Genomic DNA, 22,431 nt, shown 5'->3' on the forward strand with positions numbered 1-22,431 from the left:
AACCCGAATGGCTGACGATCCCACCACCCCAGACCCCACCACCCCCGAGTCCGACGCCGGTCACGAGATCGGCGGCGCGGACTCCTCCGCCCAGCAGCCCGACGAGGGCTTGCAGGTCACCGGCCCCGGCGACGCCGAGCCCAAGGCCCCGCTGGTCACCGGCCGCACCCGCTCCGGCATGTTCGGCATCAGCGGCACCGGCGACACCTCCGGCTTCGGCGGCCTGCGGCTGCCCGCGTTCAGCCCGGCCCCGGCCGAGCGGCCCTACGGCGGCTGGTTCGACGAGTTCGCCGACGACCTCACCGCCGCGATGGCCAACCGGGACATCCCCGCCTCCGCCGTGCAGCAGGTGACCGTCTCGCACGGGGAGATCACCTTCTACGTGCGCCGCGAGCACCTGCTGGAGCTGTGCCGCACGCTGCGCGACGAGCCCGCGCTGCGGTTCGAGCTGTGCAGCTCGGTGTCCGGTGTGGACTACGGCGTGGACGTGCCGCAGCGGCTGCACTCGGTCTACCACCTGACCTCGATGACGTTCCGCCGCCGCATCCGGCTGGAGGTCGCCCTCGACGTCGACGACGCGCACGTGCCGTCGGTCGTCGAGGTCTACCCGACCGCCGACTGGCACGAGCGCGAGGCGTGGGACATGTTCGGCATCGTCTACGACGGCCACCCCGCGCTGACCCGCATCCTCATGCCGGACGACTGGGACGGCCACCCTCAGCGCAAGGACTACCCGCTCGGCGGCATCCCCGTCGAGTACAAGGGCGCGGAGATCCCTCCGCCCGACCAGCGGAGGTCGTACTCGTGACCACCTCACACGGGACCAAGGCCGAGAACCTGTCCGACGCCGCCACCGGCACCGACACCACCGCCGAGGGCAGCGACAGCACCGCCCAGGCCGACTACGCCCAGGAGCGCGAGACCACCGAGGGCCGCGTCTACACGGTCACCGGCGGCGACTGGGACGACGTGCTGGAAGACGCGGTCCACGACGAGCGGATCGTGATCAACCTCGGCCCGCAGCACCCGTCGACGCACGGCGTGCTGCGGCTGGTGCTGGAGCTGGAGGGCGAGACCGTCACCCAGGCCCGGTCGGTCATCGGGTACCTGCACACCGGCATCGAGAAGAACTGCGAGTACCGCACCTGGACCCAGGGCGTCACCTTCGTGACGCGCATGGACTACCTGGCGCCGCTGTCGAACGAGGCCGCGTACTGCCTGGCGGTGGAGAAGCTGCTCGGCGTCGAGGCGCCGCGGCGCGCGCAGGTCATCCGGGTGATCCTGCTGGAGATCAACCGGATCAGCTCGCACCTGGTGGCGCTGGCCACCGGCGGCATGGAGCTGGGTTCGCTGACCGCGATGACCTCCGGGTTCCGCGAGCGCGAGGAAGCCCTGCACCTGCTCGAGCACCTGACCGGTCTGCGGATGAACCACGCGTTCATCCGGCCCGGCGGCGTCGCCCAAGACCTGCCGGACGACTACGCCACCAAGATCAGCGAGTTCGTCAAGGTGATGGAGAAGCGCCTGCCGGACTACGACAAGCTGCTCACCGGCCAGCCGATCTGGCGCAACCGGCTCAAGGACGTCGGCTACCTCCCGGTGGACGCCTGCCTGGCGCTGGGCATCACCGGTCCGGTGCTGCGCAGCGCGGGCCTGGCCTGGGACCTGCGCAAGGTGGAGCCGTACCTCGGCTACGAGGAGTACGACTTCGAGGTCCCGACCGACACCGCCGCGGACTCCTTCGCCCGCTACCTGCTGCGGCTGGAGGAGATCCACCAGTCGCTGCGGATCATCAAGCAGGCGGTGAAGAAGCTGGAGCCCGGCCCGGTCATGGTGGCCGACCAGAAGATCGCCTGGCCCGCCAAGCTGTCCATCGGCGCCGACGGCATGGGCAACTCCCTGGAGCACGTCCGCAAGATCATGGGCCAGTCCATGGAGTCGCTGATCCACCACTTCAAGCTGGTCACCGAGGGCTTCGCGGTCCCGGCGGGCCAGGTGTACGTGCCGGTCGAGTCGCCGCGCGGGGAGCTGGGCTACCACCTGGTCTCCGACGGCGGCACCCGGCCGCTGCGCGTGCACGTGCGCGAACCCAGCTTCGTCAACCTCCAGGCCATGCCCGCGATGAGCGAGGGCGGCATGGTCGCCGACGTCATCGCGGCCGTCGCCTCGCTCGACCCGGTGATGGGGGGATGTGACCGATGAGCAGCACCGGTTCCACCTACGGCGGCTCCGGCGTCGGCGCCGGGGACACCCACCAGGCGACGGTGCGCGACACCGACGTCCTGGGTGTCTCCCCGGTCCCGGCCGAGCACCTGGTGGCCGAGTACGTCGAGGACCTGGGCGTCTTCGACCCGATCGTGGGCAAGGCCCAGGCGATCATCACCCGCTACCCGCAGTCGCGCTCGGCGCTGCTGCCGATGCTGCACCTGGTGCAGTCGGTGGAGGGCCGGGTGAGCCAGGCGGGCATCCAGTTCTGCGCCGCGCAGCTCGACCTGACCGCGGCCGAGGTCAGCGCCGTCGCGACCTTCTACACCATGTACAAGCGCAAGACCTGCGGTGAGCACCTGGTCAGCGTGTGCACCAACACCCTGTGCGCGGTGCTCGGCGGCGACGACATCTACAAGGCGCTCGGCGAACACCTGGGTTCCGACGGGAAGAAGCTGGGGCACAACGAGACCGCGGGCGAGCCGGGGGAGCCGGGCTCGATCACGCTGGAGCACGCCGAGTGCCTGGCGGCCTGCGACCTCGGCCCGGTCATCCAGGTGAACTACGAGTTCTTCGACAACCAGACCCCGGAGTCGGCGGTCGCCCTGGTCGACGCGCTGCGCGCGGGCGAGAAGCCCGCCCCCACCCGGGGCGCCCCGCTGCGCGACTTCCGCACCGCGGAGCTGGAGCTGGCCGGGTTCTGGCCGGAGGACGAGGCGGACTACCGGGCCACTGTGGACGGTCCGAGTGCCGCTGTGGAAACCCTGCGCGGCGCCAAGCTCGCCGAGGACCGCGGCTGGACCGCCGTGCCCTACCCGGACGACGTGCCGCTGCCGGAGGTGGAGAAGAAATGACCGAACCGACTACCGCCCCGGGCCCGAACAAGCCCGCGCCGGTCACCCCGGTCCTCACCAAGCGCTGGCTCTCGCCCACCTCGTGGTCGATCAAGACCTACGAGCAGCTCGAGGGCTACACCGCGCTGCGCAAGGCGCTGGGCGGGACTCCCGAGCAGCTCGTCGAGCTGGTCAAGGCCTCCGGCCTGCGCGGCCGCGGCGGCGCCGGGTTCCCGGCGGGCGTCAAGTGGTCGTTCATGCCGCCCAACGAGGACAAGCCGCACTACCTGGTGATCAACGCCGACGAGGGCGAACCCGGGACGTGCAAGGACATCCCGCTGATGATGGCCGATCCGCACTCGCTGATCGAGGGCTGCGTCATCGCCTCGTACGCGATGCGCTCGCACCACTGCTTCATCTACGTGCGCGGCGAGGCCCTGCACTGCATCCGCCGCCTCAACGCGGCGGTGCGCGAGGCCAAGGCCGCCGGGTACCTGGGGACGAACATCCTCGGCTCCGGGTTCGACCTGGAGATCACCGTGCACGCGGGCGCGGGCGCCTACATCTGCGGTGAGGAGACGGCGCTGCTCGACTCGCTGGAGGGCCGCCGCGGCCAGCCCCGCCTCAAGCCGCCGTTCCCGGCGGCGGCGGGCCTCTACGCCGCGCCCACCACGGTGAACAACGTCGAGACCATCGCCAGCGTTCCCTTCATCGTCAACGGCGGGTCGGACTGGTTCCGCACCATGGGCACCGAGAAGTCGCCCGGCCCGAAGATCTACTCGATCTCCGGGCACGTCACCAACCCCGGCCAGTTCGAGGCGCCACTGGGCACCACGCTGCGCGAGCTGCTGGAACTGGCCGGTGGCATGAAGGACGGCATCCCGCTGAAGTTCTGGACGCCGGGTGGCTCGTCCACGCCGATGTTCACCGCCGAGCACCTCGACGTCCCGCTGGACTTCGAGGGCGCGGCCGGGGCGGGCTCCATGCTGGGCACCACCGCGGTGATGGTCTTCAACGACACCGTGTCCGTGCCGTGGGCGGTCATGAAGTGGACCCAGTTCTACGAGCACGAGTCCTGCGGCAAGTGCACCCCGTGCCGCGAGGGCACCTACTGGCTGACCGGCATCCTGGAGCGGATGGTCGCGGGCCAGGGCACGCCCGCCGACATCGAGACGCTGCTCGACATCTGCGACAACATCCTGGGCCGCTCGTTCTGCGCCCTCGGTGACGGCGCGGTCAGCCCGATCACCAGCGGCATCAAGTACTTCCGGGACGAGTTCCTCGCGCTCTGCGACCAGAACGCGAAGACCTCCGCCCCAGCACTCGCGGGAGCGCACTCATGACGATCGCGCCGGAGAACCCCACCACGACCGAGAAGCCGCCGGTTCCCGAGGGCCACGTGCGGCTGGTCATCGACGGGGTGGAGGTCGACGCGCCCAAGGGCGAGCTGGTCATCCGCACCGCCGAGCGGCTCGGCATCACCATCCCCCGGTTCTGCGACCACCCCCTGCTCGACCCGGCCGGTGCCTGCCGCCAGTGCCTGGTCGAGGTGGAGATGGGCGGGCGGCCGATGCCCAAGCCGCAGGCCTCCTGCACCATCACCGTCGCCGACGGCATGGTGGTCAAGACCCAGATCACCTCCCCGGTCGCCGACAAGGCCCAGCAGGGTGTGATGGAGCTGCTGCTCATCAACCACCCGCTGGACTGCCCGATCTGCGACAAGGGCGGCGAGTGCCCGCTGCAGAACCAGGCCATGGCGCACGGGCGCACCGAGTCCCGCTTCGTCGAGACCAAGCGCACCTTCGCCAAGCCGCTGCCGATCTCCACCCAGGTGCTGCTGGACCGGGAGCGCTGCGTGCTCTGCCAGCGCTGCACCCGCTTCTCCGCGCAGATCGCGGGCGACCCGTTCATCGAACTGCTCGAACGCGGCGCCCAGCAGCAGATCGGCATCGCCGAGGAGAAGCCGTTCCAGAGCTACTTCTCCGGCAACACCATCCAGATCTGCCCGGTCGGCGCGCTCACCTCCGCCGCATACCGGTTCCGGTCGCGGCCGTTCGACCTGGTGTCCACGCCCAGCGTGTGCGAGCACTGCTCGTCGGGCTGCGCGCAGCGCACCGACTGGCGGCGCGGCAAGGTCATGCGCAAGCTCGCGGGCGACGACCCGGAGGTGAACGAGGAGTGGCTGTGCGACAAGGGCCGCTTCGCGTTCCGCTACACCGGGGTCGGCGACCGGGTGACCCGGCCGATGGTCCGCGACCGCGCGACCGGTGAGCTGGTCGAGACGAGCTGGACCGACGCGCTCCAGGTCGCGGCCGAGGGCCTGGCCAGGGCGCGCGACGGCCAGGGCGCCGCGGTGCTCACCGGCGGTCGGCTGACCGTCGAGGACGCCTACGCCTACGCCAAGTTCGCCCGGATCGCGCTGGGCACCAACGACATCGACTTCCGGGCCCGGCCGCACTCGACCGAGGAGCTGGACTTCCTCGCCGCCGCGGTCGTCGGCACCACCCCGGAGACCGGCGTCTCCTACGCCGACCTGGAGGCGGCGCCCGCGGTGCTCACCGTGGCCTTCGAGGCCGAGGAGGAGTCGCCGATCGTGTTCCTGCGGCTGCGCAAGGCGGCCCGCCAGAACAAGACCCGGGTGTTCCACGTCGGGCAGTGGACCAGCCCCAGCGCGGAGAAGACCTCCGCCACCCTGCTGGCCTGCGCCCCGGGCGCCGAACCCGCCGCGCTCGACGGCCTGGGCACCCACGCCCCGGACGCCGCCGCCGCGCTGGGCGCCCCCGGTGCGGTGGTCCTCGTCGGCGAGCGCGCCGCCGAGGTGCCCGGCCTGTTCAGCGCCGTGCTGCGGCTGGCCGGGACCACCGGCGCCAAGGTGGCCTGGGTCCCGCGCCGCGCCGGTGAGCGCGGCGCGCTCGACGCCGGTGCCGCGCCGACCCTGCTGCCCGGCGGGCGCCTGGTCAGCGACCACCGCGACCGCGCCGCGGTCGAGCAGGTGTGGGGCCTGGCCGAGGGCAGCCTGCCCCCGGCTCCGGGCCGCGACACCGACGGCATCCTCTCCGCCGCGTCCGTTGGCATGATCGACGGCCTGGTCATCGGCGGTGTCGACCCGTTCGACCTGGCCGACCCGCAGCTCGCCGAGCGGGCGCTGGCCGCCACCGGGTTCGTGGTGAGCCTGGAGCTGCGGCACAGCGCGGTCACCGCGCACGCCGACGTGGTCCTGCCCATCGCCCCGGCGGTGGAGAAGTCCGGCTCCTACGTCAACTGGGAGGGCCGGGTCCGCCCGTTCGGCAACACCCTGTCGGGCACCGGCGCGCTGCCGGACTGCCGGGTGCTGGACTCGCTCGCCGTCGAGATGGACGTCGACCTGTTCACCCAGACCCCGGCCGCCAGCGCGGCCGACCTGGCCAGGCTGCCGTCCGTGGCGCGCACCACCCCCGCCCCCTCGGTCGCGGCCGAACCGGTCACCCCGGCCGCCGGGCAGGTCGTGCTGTCGACCTGGCGGATGCTGCTGGACGACGGGTCGCTCCAGGTGGACGAGCCGCACCTGGCGGGCACCGCCCGCCCGGTCGTGGCCCGGGTCTCGCCCGGCACCGCCGCCGCGCTGGGCGTCGCACCGGGTGGCGACATCAGCGTCTCCACCAACCGGGGCGCGCTGACCCTGCCGGTGCTGATCGCCGACCTGCCCGACGGCGTGGTCTGGCTGCCCGCGAACTCGCCCGGCTCGGCTCCCCGCCGGGTCCTCGGGGCAGGCCACGGCGACGTGGTGTCCGTGAACGCTGGAGGCAACGCATGACCAGGGCCCAACTGCTCGCGGACGACCCGCTCTGGCTGATCCTGATCAAGGCCGTGGCGCTGCTGCTGCTCGGCGCCCTGGCCACCATGGCGATGATCATCCTGGAGCGCAAGATCGTCGCCAGGATGCAGCACCGCCCCGGCCCCAACCGGGTCGGGCCCAACGGCTGGTTCCAGTCCATCGCGGACGCGATCAAGCTCCCGTTCAAGGAGCAGATCATCCCGGACACGGCCGACCGGAAGGTCTACTTCCTGGCGCCGATCATCTCCACCATCCCGGCGTTCCTGGCCTTCTCGGTGATCCCGTTCGGCCCGGAGGTCTCGATCTTCGGCGAGCGCACCGTGCTCCAGCTCGTCGACCTGCCGGTCGGCGTGCTGGTGGTGCTGGCCTGCTCCTCGCTCGGCGTCTACGGCATCGTGCTCGCGGGTTGGGCCTCCGGCTCGCCGTACCCGCTGCTGGGCGGTCTGCGCTCGGCGGCGCAGGTGATCTCCTACGAGATCGCCATGGGCCTGTCGATCGTGGCGGTCATCCTCTACACCGGATCGCTGTCCACCGGCGACATCGTCGACGCGCAAGCCAGTGGCTGGTACTTCTACCTGCTGATCCCCAGCTTCCTCATCTACTGCGTCTCCATGGTCGGTGAGACCAACCGCGCCCCGTTCGACCTCCCCGAGGCCGAGTCGGAGCTGGTCGGCGGCTTCCACACCGAGTACAGCTCGATGAAGTTCGCGCTGTTCTTCCTCGCCGAGTACGTCAACATGGTCATCGTCTCCGCGTTCTGCACCACGCTGTTCCTCGGCGGGTACATGGCGCCGTGGCCGGTGTCGCTGATCGGGGACAACTACTTCAACACCGGCTGGTGGCCGCTGCTGTGGTTCTTCACCAAGACCTGGTTCTTCCTGTTCGTGTTCATCTGGCTGCGCGGCACCCTGCCCCGCATGCGCTACGACCAGTTCATGCGGCTGGGCTGGAAGATCCTGGTCCCGGCGAACCTGGTGTGGATCGTGCTGGTGGTCGCGCTGCGCGCGTTCCGCAACGAGGCCGAGATCTCCGCGACGACGATCCTGGTCGCGGGCGGCATCGTGCTGGTCGTGTTGATCGGGCTCAGCTTCCTGCTGCCCGACCGCGCGGCGCCGGACGAGGACTCCGACCGGGTGCCGGTCACCGGCGGCGGCTACCCGATCCCGCCGCTGGACCTGGTCGTCCCGGACAAGGACGCCGCGGCCCCGCGCCGGGTGCGCCGCAAGCGCCAGACCGCGTCGGTGGGCGCAGGCGCCGAGAAGGAGACTGAGCAGTGAGCATCTTCGATCCCTTGAAGGGCTTCGGGGTCACCTTCAGCACGATGTTCAAGAAGGTCGTGACTGAGGAGTACCCGGAGGACTTCCCCGGCACCGCGCCCCGCTACCACGGCCGCCACCAGCTCAACCGGCACCCGGACGGGCTGGAGAAGTGCGTCGGCTGCGAGCTGTGCGCGTGGGCCTGCCCGGCGGACGCGATCTTCGTCGAGGGCGGCGACAACTCCGACGACGAGCGCTACTCCCCGGGGGAGCGCTACGGCGCCGACTACCAGATCAACTACCTGCGCTGCATCGGCTGCGGCCTGTGCATCGAGGCCTGCCCGACCCGCTCGCTGACCATGCTCAACGACTTCGAGCTGGCCGACGACGACCGGCAGCGGCTGATCTACACCAAGGAGGAGCTGCTCGCGCCGCTGCTGCCCGGGATGGAGCAGCCGCCGCACCCGATGCGCCTCGGTGACAACGAGCAGGACTACTACGTCAACGGCCCGCAGCTCGCCCGAGGGGAGACGCCCAAGTGAGCGCCACCATGCTCCTCGCCCAGCAGGGCGCCGCCACCGTCTCCACCGGTGAGGCCGTGTCCTTCTGGGTCCTGGGCCCGCTCGCCCTCGCGGGCGCGCTGGGCATGATCTTCGCCCGCAACGCGGTGCACTCCGCGCTGTTCCTGGTGATGACGATGCTCAGCCTCGGCTGCATCTACATGGTCCAGCAGGCGCCGTTCCTCGGCTTCGTGCAGATCATCGTCTACACCGGCGCGATCATGATGCTGTTCCTGTTCGTGCTGATGCTCGTCGGCCGCGACGCCTCGGACTCGGTGGTCGAGGTGCTGCGCGGGCAGCGGCTGTGGGCCGGGGTCCTCGGCGTCGGCCTCGCGGTGCTCATCACCGGCGCCGTGGCCCGCTCGCTGATCGACGTCACCGACCAGGGCCTCGCCGCCGACACCGCCAACGGCGGTCGCGGCAACGTGGCCAACATCGGGCAGCTCATCTTCTCGGACTACCTGTTCCCGTTCGAGCTGACCTCGGCGCTGCTGATCACCGCCGCCGTCGGCGCGATGGTCCTGGGCTACGTCAACCGCGAGCAGCGCGGCCGCAGGACGCAGAAGGAACTGGTCGAGGCCCGCTTCCGCGGCGAGCACGACCGGCCGTCCCCGCTGCCCGGCCCCGGCGTGTTCGCCACCGCCAACTCGGTGGCCACCCCGGCCCTGCTGCCCGACGGCTCGGTCGCCCCGGAGTCGCTGTCGCGGCTCATCGAGTCCACCACCGCGGACAAGCTCGCGGCCGAGCGCGAGTCCGTCGCGGGCACCGGCCCGGCCGCCGGGACCCGCGCCCTCGCCCCCGGCAAGGAGGAGTCGCGATGACGCCGACGTACTACCTGCTGCTGTCCGCGCTGCTGTTCACCATCGGCGCCGTCGGCGTGCTGGTGCGGCGCAACGCCATCGTCGTGTTCATGTGCGTCGAGCTGATGCTCAACGCGGTGAACCTGTCGCTGGTGACCTTCGCCCGGCTCAACGGCGACCTGCACGGGCAGGTCATGGGGTTCTTCGTGATGGTCGTCGCGGCCGCCGAGGTCGTGGTCGGCCTGGCGATCATCCTGTCGATCTTCCGCACCCGCCGGACCGCGTCGGTCGACGACTCGAACCTGCTGAAGTACTAAGGGGAACTCGGTGACCGGAACGTTCAACCTGGCGCTGGACACCCAGCCCGCGGCCGGGGCGGCGAGCGCGGCCTGGCTGCTGCTGGTCCTGCCCGCCCTCGGCGCCGCCGTCCTGCTGATCGGCGGCAGGCGCACCAACAAGTGGGGCCACCTGCTCGGCAGCGGGATGGTCATCGCGGCCTTCGCCTACGCGGTGGTGCTGTTCTTCGACACGACCTCGCTCGCGGCCGAGGACCGGCTGCGGGACCTGCACCTGTTCGACTGGATCTCGGTCAACCAGCTCTCGGTCGACTTCGGCCTGCGGCTGGACCCGCTGTCCATCACGTTCGTGCTGCTGATCACCGGTGTGGGCTCGCTGATCCACATCTACTCGATCGGCTACCTGAACCACGAGCTGGAGGACCGGCGCCGGTTCTTCGCCTACCTGAACCTGTTCATCGCGGCCATGCTCCTGCTGGTCCTCGGCAACAGCTTCGTGACGCTCTACTTCGGCTGGGAGGGCGTCGGTCTCGCGTCCTACCTGCTCATCGGCTGGTACCAGGGCAAGGACTTCGCGGCCACGGCGGCGAAGAAGGCGTTCCTGATGAACCGCGTCGGTGACGTCGGCCTGGCGCTGGCGATCTTCCTGATGTTCAAGACCATGGGCTCCACCCAGTACGACGTGGTGTTCAGCCAGATCGGCGACCAGTCCACCGGCACCATCGTGGCGATCGGCCTGCTGCTGCTCCTCGGTGCCTGCGGCAAGTCCGGCCAGTTCCCGCTGCAGGCCTGGCTGCCGGACGCGATGGCCGGTCCGACGCCGGTGTCCGCGCTGATCCACGCCGCGACCATGGTGACCGCGGGCGTGTACCTCATCGCCCGCTCCTCGCCGCTGTACTCGCTGCCGCAGGCCGAGGACGCCCGACTGGTCGTGATGATCATCGGTGCGATCACGCTGCTGCTCGGGTGCGTCATCGGCTGCGCCTACGACGACTTCAAGAAGGTCCTGGCGTACTCGACGGTCAGCCAGATCGGCTACATGATCCTGGCCGTGGGCCTCGGCCCGGCCGGGTACGCCTTCGGCATCCTGCACCTGCTCACGCACGGCTTCTTCAAGGCCGGGCTGTTCCTCGGCGCCGGGTCGGTCATGCACGCCATGAACGACGAGGGCGACATCCGGCGGATGGGCGGGCTGTGGAAGAAGATGCCCGTCACGTTCGTCACCTGGACCCTGGGCTACCTGGCGCTGATCGGCTTCCCGTTCCTGTCCGGGTACTTCTCCAAGGACGAGATCATCAACGCCGCGCTCGGCCAGGGCGGCACCCGGGGCTGGGTCTTCGGCGGCATCGCGCTGCTGGGCGCGGCCCTGACCGCGTTCTACATGACCCGGCTGCTCATCCTGGTCTGGCTGGGCAAGCCGCGCTGGGAGAACCTGACCAGCCCGGCCACCCCGGACCCGGAGAGCCCCGAGGCGCCGGTCGGCAAGCCGTACCACCCGCACGAGTCGCCCAGCACGATGACCATCCCGATGATCATCCTGGCGTTCGGCTCGGTGGCGGGCGGCGCGATCCTGTCCGCGGTGCTGCCCGAGTGGCTGACCCCGGCCATCGGTGAGGTCGAGGAGACCCACGGCGCGCTGTCGCACACCATGGTCGGCATCCTCACCGTCGTGCTCGCCGCGATCGGCGCGGGTCTGGCGTTCCTGCTCTTCGGCAGGCGCGAGACCGCGGTCGAGCGGCCCAAGCGGGTGTCGTTCCCGGTCCGCGCCGCGCGCGCCGACCTGTTCGGCAACCACCTCAACGAGGCGCTGTTCGCCCGTCCCGGCACCTGGCTCACCCGGGCCCTGGTGTACGTGGACAACCGCGGCGTGGACGGTCTGGTCAACGGCATCGCGGCGGGCCTCGGCGGCAGTTCCGGCCGCCTGCGCCGCACCCAGACCGGGTTCGTCCGGTCCTACGCGCTGTCCATGCTCGGAGGGTCGATCCTGGTGATCGCCGCACTGCTGATGGTGAGGTTCGCATGACGTCGGCGACCAATTCCTGGGTGCTGGCAGCGCTGCTGCTGCTCCCGCTGGTCGGCGCGGGGGTGGTCACCGCGCTGCGGGCCGACGCCCGCACGGCCAAGCTGACCGCGCTGGGCTTCTCGCTGGCCGAGTTCGCCCTGGCCATCGCGTCCTGGGTGCTGTTCGACACCGGCGGCGCCCGGATTCAGCAGTCGTTCTCCTTCGACTGGATTCCGGCGTTCGGGGTGCACGTCTCCTTCGGCGTCGACGGCATCGCGCTGGTGATGATCGCCGTCATCGGCCTGCTGGTCCCGCTGGTGATCGGCGCGGGCTGGTCGGAGAAGCTGCCCGAGGGCCGCACCGCGGGCGGGTTCTTCGCGCTGATCCTGCTGGAGCAGGCGCTGACCGTCGGCGTGTTCGCCGCGACCGACGTGTTCCTGTTCTACGTGCTGTTCGAGATCATGCTGATCCCGATGTACTTCCTGATCGGCTCCTACGGGGGCGCGCGCAGGCAGTACGCGGCGGTCAAGTTCTTCCTGTACTCGTTCCTCGGCGGCCTGATCATGCTGGCCTCGGTCATCGCGCTCTACGTGATGTCCGCCGACGAACTGGGCTCGGGCACCTTCGACTGGGCCACCCTGGTCCGCACGGTCAGCGACGCGCCGCTGTCGACGCAGATCTGGCTGTTCCTCGGCTTCTTCGTCGCCTTCGCCATCAAGGCGCCGCTGGTGCCGCTGCACACCTGGCTGCCCGACGCCACCGCGGAGGCGCCGATCGGCGTCGCCGTGCTGCTCGTCGGCATCCTGGACAAGGTCGGCACCTTCGGGTTCCTGCGCTACCTGCTGCCGCTGTTCCCGGCGGCCAGCGCGGAACTCGCCCCGCTGGTGCTGGTGCTCGCGGTGGCCGGTGTGGTCTACGGCTCGCTGCTCGCGGTGGGCCAGTCGGACATGAAGCGGTTCGTGGCCTACGTGTCGATCGCCCACTTCGGGTTCATCGCGCTGGGCATCTTCTCGTTCAGCTCGCAGGCCATGACCGGCTCGGTGACCTACATGGTCAACCACAGCATCGCCACCGGGATGCTCATCCTGGTGATCGGCATGGTCATCGCCCGCGGCGGCTCGTCGCGCATCGCCGACTACGGCGGCATGGCGAAGCTGACCCCGCTGCTGGCCGGGATGCTGCTCATCGCCGGGCTCAGCTCGCTGTCGCTGCCCGGCACGAACTCGTTCATCTCCGAGTTCCTCGTGCTCATCGGCTCCTTCCCGAAGGCGCCGGTCTACACGATCATCGCCACCGTCGGCATGGTCTTCGCCGCGCTCTACGTGCTCTGGCTCTACCAGCGGATCATGCAGGGGCCGCTGCGCGGCGCCGCGCTGGTCGGGGTCGAGCCGGGTGAGCCGGTCTCCGGGGGCAGCAGCGCCGGTGGCGCCCTCGCCACCGCCACCCAGACCGAGACCAAGAAGATCCTCGACCTGACCGGCCGCGAGAAGTGGGTCCTCGCCCCGCTGCTCGTGCTGATCGTCGGCCTGGGTCTGTTCCCCAAGCCCGTGCTCGCCACCGTGGCGCCCACCGTGGACGCCACGATGTGCGCGGCGGGCCAGGCCGACCCGGTCCAGTCCGCAGAGAGGCAGTCGCAGTGTCCGTGATGTCCTCGGTCCTGTTCCTCGCACAGGTCCAGCCGGTGCCGTCCCCGGCACCGGCCAAGATCGACCCGCCCGCGCTGGACGCGGTGTGGCCGATCCTGATCGTGCTGGCCGCGGCCTGCGTCGGCGTGCTGTTCGAGGCGTTCCTGCCCCGCCACCAGCGCTGGCCCGCCCAGGTCGCCCTGTCCCTGCTCGCGCTCGCCGGAGCGGGGGTCGCCCTGGCGACCTACCTGTCCGACGCGCCGGAGGCGGGCGAGATGGCCATGTTCAACACCCTCGCGGTCGACCGGCCCGCCCTGTTCCTGTGGGGCACGCTGCTGGCGCTGTCGGTGGGCGCGGTGCTGCTCATCGCCGACCGCTCGGTCGAGCCGGGCGGCGCGTTCGTGGCCACCGCGGCCATCCGGCCGGGCACCGTGCAGGACCGGGCGCAGGTCACCGCGACCGGGATGCAGACCGAGGTCTTCCCGCTGACGCTGTTCGCGCTCGGCGGCATGATGATCTTCTGCGCGGCCAACGACCTGCTCACCATGTTCATCGCGCTGGAAGTGCTGTCGCTGCCGCTGTACCTGATGTGCGGCCTGGCCCGGCGCCGTCGGCTGCTGTCGCAGGAGGCGGCGGTCAAGTACTTCCTGCTCGGCGCGTTCGCCTCGGCGTTCTTCCTCTACGGCGTGGCCCTGCTCTACGGCTACGCGGGCTCGGTGCGCCTGGCCGACATCTCCGCCGCCGCCGCGGGCACCGACCGCTCCGACACGCTGCTGTTCGCGGGCATGGGCCTGCTGGTCGTCGGCCTGCTGTTCAAGGCGTCGGTCGGCCCGTTCCACACCTGGACCCCGGACGTCTACCAGGGCGCCCCGACCCCGGTCACCGCGTTCATGGCCGCCTGCACCAAGGTCGCCGCGTTCGGCGGCATCCTGCGGGTGCTCCAGGTCGCGTTCGAGTCGACGCAGTGGGAGTGGCGCGGGGTGCTGTGGGGCGTGGCGATCGCATCCATGGTCATCGGCGCGATCCTCGGCCTCACCCAGACCGACGTGAAGCGGATGATCGCCTACTCCTCGGTGGCGCACGCGGGCTTCCTGCTCATCGGCGCCATCGCGCTGACCGACCGGGGCCTGTCCGGCACGCTGTTCTACCTGCTCACCTACGGCTTCACCACGCTGGCGGCGTTCGGCGTGATCAGCCTGGTGCGCGACTCCTCCGGCGAGGCCACGCACCTGTCGCAGTGGGCGGGGCTGGCGAAGCGGTCGCCGCTGGTGGCCGGGGTGTTCACCTTCCTGCTGCTCGCCCTCGCGGGCATCCCGCTGACCAGCGGGTTCGTCGGCAAGTTCGTGGTGTTCGAGGCCGCGATCGACGACGGCATGGCCCCGCTGGTGGTGATCGCGCTGGTCGCCTCCGCGGTCGCGGCGTTCTTCTACCTGCGGGTCATCGTGCTGATGTACTTCAGCGAGCCCGCTGCGGACGGCCCGACCGTCACCGTTCCGGGCGCGTTCACCACCGCCGCGATCACCCTGGGCGTGTTGGTCACCCTGCTGCTGGGCATCCTGCCCTCGTTCGCCCTCGACTGGGCGGCGGGCGGGGCGTTCGCCATCCGGTAAAGCAGCGATCCGCGTGAGGGGCCGGGCACGGACTGTGCCCGGCCCCTCACGCGTTCGGGGACACCCTGTGGGGTCGGCCACGTTGTCAGTGGTCCGGAGCCCGCAGCGCGCGGTGAGGGTTCACTCGCCAAGTACGCTCGTTTCCGCGACCAGCCCACCCGATCAGGAGTGCCGAAGCAGTGACTGCCACCGAGAACTCCGCCCAGCCGGACCTGCCCGCGTTCCTCGGGCTCGACTCGGCTGACCCGGCGCTGATCGCCCGCGTCGGCGCGGACCTCGGCCGGGTCGAGGACCTGCTGCGCGCGGTCGTGCACAGCGACGTCGACTTCGTCGACCAGGCGGCGCTGCACCTGGTCAAGGCAGGCGGCAAGCGCTTCCGCCCGCTGTTCACCCTGCTGGCCGCCGAGGTCAACGAGGGCGCGACGGACGCCGTGGTCGCCGCAGCGGCCGCCGTCGAGCTGGTCCACCTCGCCACGCTCTACCACGACGACGTGATGGACGAGGCCACCATGCGCCGCGGCGACGAGAGCGCCAACGCCCGCTGGGACAACTCCATCGCCATCCTCACCGGCGACTTCCTCTTCGCGCACGCCTCGATGCTGGTCGCCGACCTGGGCCCGGTGGCCACCCGGGTGATCGCCGAAACCATGCGCGAGCTGGTGACCGGGCAGATGCGCGAGACCGTCGGCCCGCGCGACGACGACCCGATCGAGCACTACCTGTCGGTGATCGGGCAGAAGACCGGGTCGCTCATCGCCACCTCCGGCCGCTACGGCGGCATGTTCTCCGGTGCCCCCGCGGCGCAGACCGAGGCGCTGTACCGCTTCGGCGAGGTCATCGGCGCCGCGTTCCAGATCTCCGACGACGTCATCGACATCGCCTCACCCGCCACCGAGTCCGGCAAGACCCCGGGCACCGACCTGCGCGAGGGCGTCCGCACGCTGCCGATGCTCTACGCCCTCGCCGACGACGCCGACCCCCGGCTGGCCCGGCTGCTCGCCGGACCCGTCCACGACGACGCCGAGGTCGAGGAGGCGCTGGAGCTGCTGCGCCGCTCCTCGGGCCTGGAGCGCGCCCGCAAGACCCTCGACAGCTACGCCGACCGGGCGCACGCGGAGCTGGCCGCCCTGCCCGCCGGTGCCGCCCGCGACGCCCTGGAACTGCTCACACGCTACGTGGTCGAGCGCACGCGCTGAGCCACCTGGCGTGTCGCGGATTGTGACATCGCGGCGAAAACCCCGGTCGCACATGTCCTGCTCACCCGCTCGCAGTAGCCTTCCCTACGCTTGGGCAACCGTTTCACCCGCGTCCACCCCATGGCGCGGCCGGGGAGGGAGACGTCGGCGATGCCGTTCTTCGGGCAGGTGTGGGTCTGGAGCCTCGCCGGTTTCCTGGTCGGTTCCCTGCTGTGCTGGCTGCTGATCGCCAACCCGGCCCGCAAGCGGGTCTTGGTGCTGGAGCGCAGGCTGGCCGAGGACCGCCGGGTCGAGCCGGTGCGCGGCACCGAGCAGGCCCCCACCCCCGAGCGCACCGCCGTGGTGCCCGGCTACGCCGACGAGCGCGACGAGTACGACCGCCGCGACAGCGACATCCGCCCCCTCCACGACGACCCCGCCCACGACGTTGACGACCACCACCCCGACGACCACCACCCCGAAAACCGCCACGACGGGTACGACCGCGACGACGCGGCCCCACACCCGGACCGCGCCGACGGCGACCATGGCGACGACCTCCGCGACCGCCGCGATGACCACCGCGGCGACGACTTCCACGACGACCGCGCCCCCGGCAACCTGTTCGTGCCCACCGAGGCCGCCGCGGAGACCACCCGGTACCTCCCGCCCACCCCCGGGGACCACGACGACCGCGACACCGACAGCGGTGCCACCCGCGGCGACCTGGCCCACTTCGGCGACCTGGGCGACCTCGCCGCCCACGCCCACGACGACCGCGGGAACGACTTCGCCGACGACCGCGACGGCTGGTACGCGGGCCGCGACGCCGACGGCGAGCACCTCGTCGACGACCTGCCCGGCCGCTCCCGCGACCTCGACGCCGAGCGCGCCGACGACGACCGCATCGACCTCGTCGACGATGGTGACGACCACGGCACGATCTTCACCCAGCACACCGAGCGCATCCCCGCCGCGCTGATCCGCTCCCTCGACGACAGCACCCCCGACCCCGACGCCGTCCCCCGCCACGGCGCCGACCAGGACGACCTCGACCACCGCGCCGACCAGGACACCGCCGACCAGGGCCACCCCGACCAGGGCCACCCCGACCACGGCGACCCGGACCGCGACCACGTCGAGCACCGCGCCGACCTCGACCACGCCGACCTCGACCACGCGGACCGCGCCGAGCACGGTGACCACGCCGAGCACGACCAGCCCGCCGACCTCGACCGCGCCGACCTCGACCACACCGACCTCGGCGGCGACCGCGCCGACCAGGACGAGCCCGCCGACCAGCCCCGCGTCGACCAGGAACCGCCCGCCGACCAGGACCACCGCGGCACCCGCCGCCGCCGCGCCCGCCGCGACGAGCACGACGCGGACCTCGCCGACGACGACGCCCTGGTCGACGACCTCGCCGACGACGTGGACCAGGACCTCGACGAGGTGCTGCCCGCCGAGAACCGCCGCAGGCACGCCCCCGGGTCGCTCTCCGGCGCGCTGCCCGAGCTGACCCCGTTCGGCAGGCCGGTCGAGGAACCCGCCGCCGAGACCAGCATCGTCCCCAGGATCACCGACGAGCGCCCGGCCGACCCGGAGCCCGCCGCCGCGGAGACCACCTTCGTGCCCCGGGTGACCGACGAGCCCCAGTCCCGCCCCGAGCCCCATTCCCGCCCTGAGCCGCAGCCCCGCCCCGAGCCCCAGCCCGAGCCCGCCCCGGAGCCGGAACCCGCCGCCCGGGAGCCCGAGGTCCTCGCGGGCATCACCCCCGCCTACACCCCGGCCGGGCCGCAGCGCCCCGGCGACCCGCTGCCCAAGCGCGTCCCCTCCCGGCCGCGCACCCGCGTCCCGTTCGGCGGGACCGGTGCCGCGGGCGGGTCGGCGCCGCTGCCGGAGCGCCAGAAGGTCCCCGCCGCCTCGATGGGCGCGCCCATCCCGTTCGGCGTGGAGACCACCAGCAACGGCGGCCGGGAACGGTCCCTGTTCGAGCCGATCGTCCCGGTCGACGAGGCCCCGGCGGCCAAGGCGGAGGCGGCCCCGGCGCACGCCCAGCAGCGCAGGCGCGGTGCCCGCACGCTCCAGCAGACCGCGGGCGGCGTCGACCCGTTCGTGCCGCCCGGCCCGTTCGGCCCCGGTTCGGCGATGCCGCTGCCCGGTGGCCGCCCGCCGTCGGGCGAGTACACGATCAAGGCCAGCGTGACCGCGCTGCGCTACTGCTCCCCGGAGTCGCCGAAGTTCGACCGGACCGTCGCCGAGGTGTGGTTCCGCTCGGTCGACGACGCCGAACGGGTCGGGTTCCGCCCGCTCCCGTGAGGCGACTGGCGTCCGCCGGGCGCGGGTGGTAGCAAGTTCCAGGGCGCGCGGACGGGCCGCGCCACCCGATGGCGAGGAGGCCAACCCCGTGCGGCGACCGCTCCTGTTGTCTGCCCTGCTGCTCCTGGCGGCGGTCCTGGTCGCCTGGAACCGCAACGCCAGGCGCGCCGCCGCGGCCCCGGTCACCGCCCCCGCGAGCCCGTTCCCAGCCGAACCCGCCGCAGCAGCCCCGGCCGCCGGCCCCCACGACGCCGAACCCCACGACGCCGAGCCCCACGACGCCGAGCCCCACGACGCCGAACCCCGGAGCGCCAGGCCCCAGGACGTCGAGCCCCGCAACGCCGAAGCCCCGGACGTCGAGATCCCGGTGGGCCAAGGCGCCCAGGTCGACGACGCCTGGTACGACGACACCCCGACCGGCGCGTTCCCGGTGCAGCGCCACCCGGACGCCGAGGTCACCCGCGTGTCCGGCAACCTCGACGACGTCCTGTAGGACCCCCGAGCAACGACTGAGGCCCCCACCGGCGGTGGGGGCCTCAGTCGTTGCTCGGGGGTCGGTCAGTCGCCGACGACCGTCCAGGTGTCCCTGCCGCGCAGCAGGGACTGGAGGTCGGCCTTCCTGGTCTCCCGCGCCTGGGTGACCTGGGCGCGCGCCGAGTCGTCGTAGGTCGGCCGCGACACCGAGCGGAACACGCCGGTGACCGTGTGGCTCAGGTCCTGGGCGGACAGCCGCGACAGCGCGAACGCGTACGACGGGTCGTCGGTGTGCGCGTCGTGCACCACCAGCGCGTCCTCGCCGACGTCGGCGACCCTGGCCACCTCCAGCGTGCCGAACCCGGCCCGCACCACGCCGAACTCGCCGCCCGCGCCGAACCGGATCGGCTTGCCGTGCTCCAGCGGGACCAGCCGCTGCTCGGCCTCGCCCGGCTCCTTGAGGACGTCGAACGCGCCGTCGTTGAAGATCGGGCAGTTCTGGTAGATCTCCACCAGCGCCGTGCCCCGGTGCTCGGCGGCCTGCCGCAGCACCTCGGTGAGCCCCTTGCGGTCGCTGTCGAGCGCGCGGCCGACGAAGGTCGCCTCGGCGCCCAAGGCCAGCGAGACCGGGTTGAACGGGTGGTCCAGCGAGCCCATCGGCGTCGACTTGGTGACCTTGCCGGTCTCCGAGGTGGGCGAGTACTGGCCCTTGGTGAGCCCGTAGATCCGGTTGTTGAACAGCAGGATCTTGAGGTTCACGTTGCGCCGCAGCGTGTGGATCAGGTGGTTGCCGCCGATGGACAGCGCGTCGCCGTCGCCGGTGACGACCCACACCGACAGGTCCTCGCGCGCGGTGGCCAGGCCGGTGGCGATGGCGGTGGCGCGGCCGTGGATGGAGTGCATCCCGTAGGTGTTCATGTAGTACGGGAACCGCGACGAGCACCCGATGCCGGACACGAACACGATGTTCTCGCGCTTGAGGCCCAGCGAAGGCAGGAACGACTGCACCGCGTTGAGCACGACGTAGTCGCCGCAGCCGGGGCACCAGCGCACTTCCTGGTCGGACTTGTAGTCCTTGGCCTTCTGCGGCTCGTCGGTGGTCGGAACACCGGCCAGCCCCCCGAGGCCGGGCAGACCAAGCTCGATCGCGGTCATCGTGTCACTCCCCAATTCGCTGAGAAAAGATCACTCCGCACTTCGCCCGCAAGCTCGCTCATGCGTCGATCCCCTTGACCACACCGGTCAGCACGTCCTGCAACTCCTCGGCCATGAACGGCAGACCGGCCACCTTGGTGTGGCTGATGACGTCGACCAGGTACTTGCCGCGCAGCAGGAGCGCGAGCTGGCCCAGGTTCATCTCCGGGACCACGACCTTGTCGTAGGACCTGAGCACCTCGCCCAGGTTCTTCGGGAACGGGTTGAGGTTGCGCAGGTGCGCCTGGGCGATGGCGTGCCCCTGCTTGCGCACCCGGCGGCAGGCGGCGCCGATCGGGCCGTAGGACGAGCCCCAGCCCAGCACCAGCACCCGCGCCTTGCCGGACGGGTCGTCGACCAGCAGGTCGGGCACCTCGATGCCGTCGACCTTGGCCTGGCGGATGCGGGTCATCCGGTCGTGGTTGTTCGGGTCGTAGGAGATGTTGCCGGTGCCGTCGGCCTTCTCCAGCCCGCCGATGCGGTGCTGGAGACCGGCGGTGCCGGGGACCGCCCACGCCCGCGCCAGCGTCTCCGGGTCGCGCAGGTACGGCCAGAACTCGCCGGACCCGTCCGGGGCGTTGGGCTCGGTGGCGAACTCGACGCCCAAGTCCGCCAGGTCGCCGACCTCGGGGACCAGCCACGGCTCGGAGCCGTTGGCGATCGCGCCGTCGGACAGCAGCATCACCGGCGTGCGGTACTTGAGCGCGATGTGCGTGGCCTCCACGGCCGCGGCGAAGCAGTCCGCGGGCGACTGCGGCGCCACGATCGGCACCGGGGACTCGCCGTTGCGGCCGAACATGGCCTGCAGCAGGTCGGCCTGCTCGGTCTTGGTGGGCAGGCCGGTGGACGGGCCGCCGCGCTGCACGTCGATCACCAGCAGCGGCAGCTCGGTCATCACCCCGAGGCCGATCGCCTCGGACTTGAGCGCCACGCCGGGGCCCGAGGTCGAGGTCACGCCCAGCGCGCCGCCGTAGCTGGCGCCCAGGGCCGCGCAGATGCCCGCGATCTCGTCCTCGGCCTGGAAGGTGGTGATGCCGAACTGCTTGTGCTTGGACAGCTCGTGCAGGATGTCCGAGGCCGGGGTGATCGGGTACGTGCCCAGCAGCACCGGCAGCCCGGACTGCTGCGAGGCGGCCACGATGCCGTAGGCCAGCGCGGTGTTGCCGGTGATCTGCCGGTAGGTGCCGGGGCTCAGCTTCGCCGGGGCCACCTGGTAGGTGGTGGCGAAGGACTCGGTGGTCTCGCCGTAGTAGTAGCCCGCGCGGAAGGCCAGCACGTTCGCCTCGGCGATGTCGGGCTTCTTGGCGAACTTCTCCCGCAGGAACTGCTCGGTGCCCTCGGTGGGCCGGTGGTACATCCACGACAGCAGGCCCAGGGCGAACATGTTCTTGCAGCGCTCGGCGTCCTTCTTGCCGAGGCCGGTCTCGGCGAGCGCGCCCTGGGTGATGGTCGCCATGGCGACCTGGTGCACCTGGTAGGCGGCCAGCGACTCGTCCTCGAGCGGGTTGGCGTCGTAGCCGACCTTGGTGAGGTTGCGCTTGACGAACTCGTCGGTGTTGACGATCAGCGTGCCGCCCGCGGGCAGGTCGGCGATGTTGGCCTTGAGCGCCGCCGGGTTCATCGCCACCAGCACGTCGGGGCGGTCGCCGGGGGTCAGGATGTCGTAGTCGGCGAAGTGCACCTGGAAGCTGGAGACACCGGGGATGGTGCCCTGCGGGGCGCGGATCTCGGCCGGGAAGTTGGGCATCGTCGACAGGTCGTTGCCGAACGCCGCCGCCTCGGAGGTGAACCGGTCGCCGGTGAGCTGCATGCCGTCGCCGGAGTCACCGGCGAACCGGATGACGACCCGGTCCAGTTTGGTGATCCCGGCTCCGCGGGTGCTCCCGGCCACGTCGCCGTCCAAGCCTGTGCTCATGAGCTGCCGATCCCTCTCTCCTGACAGCGGTCCGTCCGCGGGTCAGGCCGCCCGTACCCGGCTTCCCGGCGGGCCGCGCACCGTCCGAGGCTAGTCTCCGGCCGCGCGCTGACCGCCGACGTACCGGCAGCAGGTCGGCTGTTCGCCGCCTTTGTCCACGGTAGGCACCCGGTGGGCCGAGGCCCGCTGGGTGCGTTGTAGATCACAAAGAGTCCACTCCCACGCCGGGTGGCGATGGGATATGGGCGTACCGATTAGTGTAACCGGCGGTTACAGCTATCCCAAGCTCTGGTCGACGGTTCCCGCTGTGTGGATGATTCTGCCGGATCGCGCTTGCCGTCGGCACAAAGCCG

Annotated in this window: 17 protein-coding genes; 15 read left to right on the plus strand and 2 right to left on the minus strand. The window is 71.4% G+C overall.

All coding sequences use genetic code 11. The annotated features are described in order from the left end of the window. The first annotated feature begins 7 nt into the window (after nt 1-7). From UO65_RS05625 to UO65_RS05695, 15 genes are all read left to right on the plus strand, one after another. Nucleotides 8-808, plus strand: coding sequence for an NADH-quinone oxidoreductase subunit C (locus tag UO65_RS05625; protein ID WP_052020776.1), 801 nt, complete (start codon nt 8-10; stop codon nt 806-808). Next, the gene (locus tag UO65_RS05630; RefSeq protein WP_035279415.1) at nt 805-2,202 is read left to right on the plus strand and encodes an NADH-quinone oxidoreductase subunit D; all 1,398 of its coding nucleotides are present in this window, start codon (nt 805-807) and stop codon (nt 2,200-2,202) included. Before UO65_RS05625 ends, UO65_RS05630 begins: the two co-directional genes overlap by 4 nt. Then, a complete protein-coding gene (gene nuoE / locus UO65_RS05635) occupies nt 2,199-3,059 on the plus strand; it encodes an NADH-quinone oxidoreductase subunit NuoE (RefSeq protein WP_052020777.1) in 861 nt (286 codons plus the stop codon). Before UO65_RS05630 ends, nuoE begins: the two co-directional genes overlap by 4 nt. Beyond that, the gene (gene nuoF, locus UO65_RS05640; RefSeq protein ID WP_035279417.1) at nt 3,056-4,381 is read left to right on the plus strand and encodes an NADH-quinone oxidoreductase subunit NuoF; all 1,326 of its coding nucleotides are present in this window, start codon (nt 3,056-3,058) and stop codon (nt 4,379-4,381) included. The genes nuoE and nuoF overlap by 4 nt, the downstream gene beginning before the upstream one ends. Further along, nucleotides 4,378-6,831 carry an NADH-quinone oxidoreductase subunit G gene (locus UO65_RS05645; RefSeq protein WP_035279418.1) on the plus strand — a complete coding sequence of 818 codons (2,454 nt, stop codon included), beginning with the start codon at nt 4,378-4,380 and terminating at the stop codon, nt 6,829-6,831. The genes nuoF and UO65_RS05645 overlap by 4 nt, the downstream gene beginning before the upstream one ends. Continuing rightward, nucleotides 6,828-8,129, plus strand: a complete 1,302-nt coding sequence (gene nuoH / locus UO65_RS05650) for an NADH-quinone oxidoreductase subunit NuoH (RefSeq protein WP_035279419.1) — start codon at nt 6,828-6,830, stop codon at nt 8,127-8,129. Before UO65_RS05645 ends, nuoH begins: the two co-directional genes overlap by 4 nt. Further along, complete coding sequence (nuoI, locus tag UO65_RS05655) at nt 8,126-8,650, plus strand: NADH-quinone oxidoreductase subunit NuoI (RefSeq protein WP_035279420.1); 525 nt, start codon at nt 8,126-8,128, stop codon at nt 8,648-8,650. Before nuoH ends, nuoI begins: the two co-directional genes overlap by 4 nt. A gap of 8 nt (nt 8,651-8,658) precedes the next feature. Beyond that, a complete protein-coding gene (locus UO65_RS05660) occupies nt 8,659-9,489 on the plus strand; it encodes an NADH-quinone oxidoreductase subunit J (RefSeq protein ID WP_035279615.1) in 831 nt (276 codons plus the stop codon). Then, nucleotides 9,486-9,785: an NADH-quinone oxidoreductase subunit NuoK gene (gene nuoK, locus UO65_RS05665; RefSeq protein WP_035279422.1), complete on the plus strand. Its 300-nt coding sequence runs from the start codon at nt 9,486-9,488 to the stop codon at nt 9,783-9,785. Before UO65_RS05660 ends, nuoK begins: the two co-directional genes overlap by 4 nt. Nucleotides 9,786-9,795: 10 nt before the next feature. Further along, nucleotides 9,796-11,787 carry an NADH-quinone oxidoreductase subunit L gene (gene nuoL, locus UO65_RS05670; RefSeq protein ID WP_233427453.1) on the plus strand — a complete coding sequence of 664 codons (1,992 nt, stop codon included), beginning with the start codon at nt 9,796-9,798 and terminating at the stop codon, nt 11,785-11,787. After that, the gene (locus UO65_RS05675) at nt 11,784-13,412 is read left to right on the plus strand and encodes an NADH-quinone oxidoreductase subunit M (RefSeq protein WP_035279423.1); all 1,629 of its coding nucleotides are present in this window, start codon (nt 11,784-11,786) and stop codon (nt 13,410-13,412) included. The genes nuoL and UO65_RS05675 overlap by 4 nt, the downstream gene beginning before the upstream one ends. Continuing rightward, nucleotides 13,412-15,001 carry an NADH-quinone oxidoreductase subunit NuoN gene (nuoN, locus tag UO65_RS05680; RefSeq protein ID WP_035279622.1) on the plus strand — a complete coding sequence of 530 codons (1,590 nt, stop codon included), beginning with the start codon at nt 13,412-13,414 and terminating at the stop codon, nt 14,999-15,001. The genes UO65_RS05675 and nuoN overlap by 1 nt, the downstream gene beginning before the upstream one ends. A 179-nt stretch (nt 15,002-15,180) precedes the next feature. After that, complete coding sequence (locus tag UO65_RS05685) at nt 15,181-16,197, plus strand: polyprenyl synthetase family protein (RefSeq protein WP_035279425.1); 1,017 nt, start codon at nt 15,181-15,183, stop codon at nt 16,195-16,197. Between the two features lie 150 nt (nt 16,198-16,347). Continuing rightward, complete coding sequence (locus UO65_RS36590) at nt 16,348-18,495, plus strand: sunset domain-containing protein (RefSeq protein ID WP_052020778.1); 2,148 nt, start codon at nt 16,348-16,350, stop codon at nt 18,493-18,495. A gap of 88 nt (nt 18,496-18,583) precedes the next feature. Further along, nucleotides 18,584-18,988 (plus strand): hypothetical protein, encoded by a 405-nt coding sequence (locus UO65_RS05695; protein WP_052020779.1) that lies wholly within the window; start codon nt 18,584-18,586, stop codon nt 18,986-18,988. A gap of 65 nt (nt 18,989-19,053) precedes the next feature. Here UO65_RS05695 and UO65_RS05700 read toward each other — a convergent pair whose 3' ends face one another. Together UO65_RS05700 and UO65_RS05705 are read right to left on the minus strand one after the other, a co-directional pair. Further along, nucleotides 19,054-20,124: a 2-oxoacid:ferredoxin oxidoreductase subunit beta gene (locus tag UO65_RS05700; RefSeq protein ID WP_035279426.1), complete on the minus strand. Its 1,071-nt coding sequence runs from the start codon at nt 20,122-20,124 to the stop codon at nt 19,054-19,056. 58 nt (nt 20,125-20,182) lie between these two features. Next, on the minus strand, nt 20,183-22,078 hold the full coding sequence (locus tag UO65_RS05705) for a 2-oxoacid:acceptor oxidoreductase subunit alpha (protein WP_035279429.1): 1,896 nt from the start codon (nt 22,076-22,078) through the stop codon (nt 20,183-20,185). Nucleotides 22,079-22,431: the final 353 nt, after the last annotated feature.

The sequence above is a fragment of the Actinokineospora spheciospongiae genome (assembly GCF_000564855.1).
In the GTDB taxonomy this organism is placed as follows: domain Bacteria; phylum Actinomycetota; class Actinomycetes; order Mycobacteriales; family Pseudonocardiaceae; genus Actinokineospora; species Actinokineospora spheciospongiae.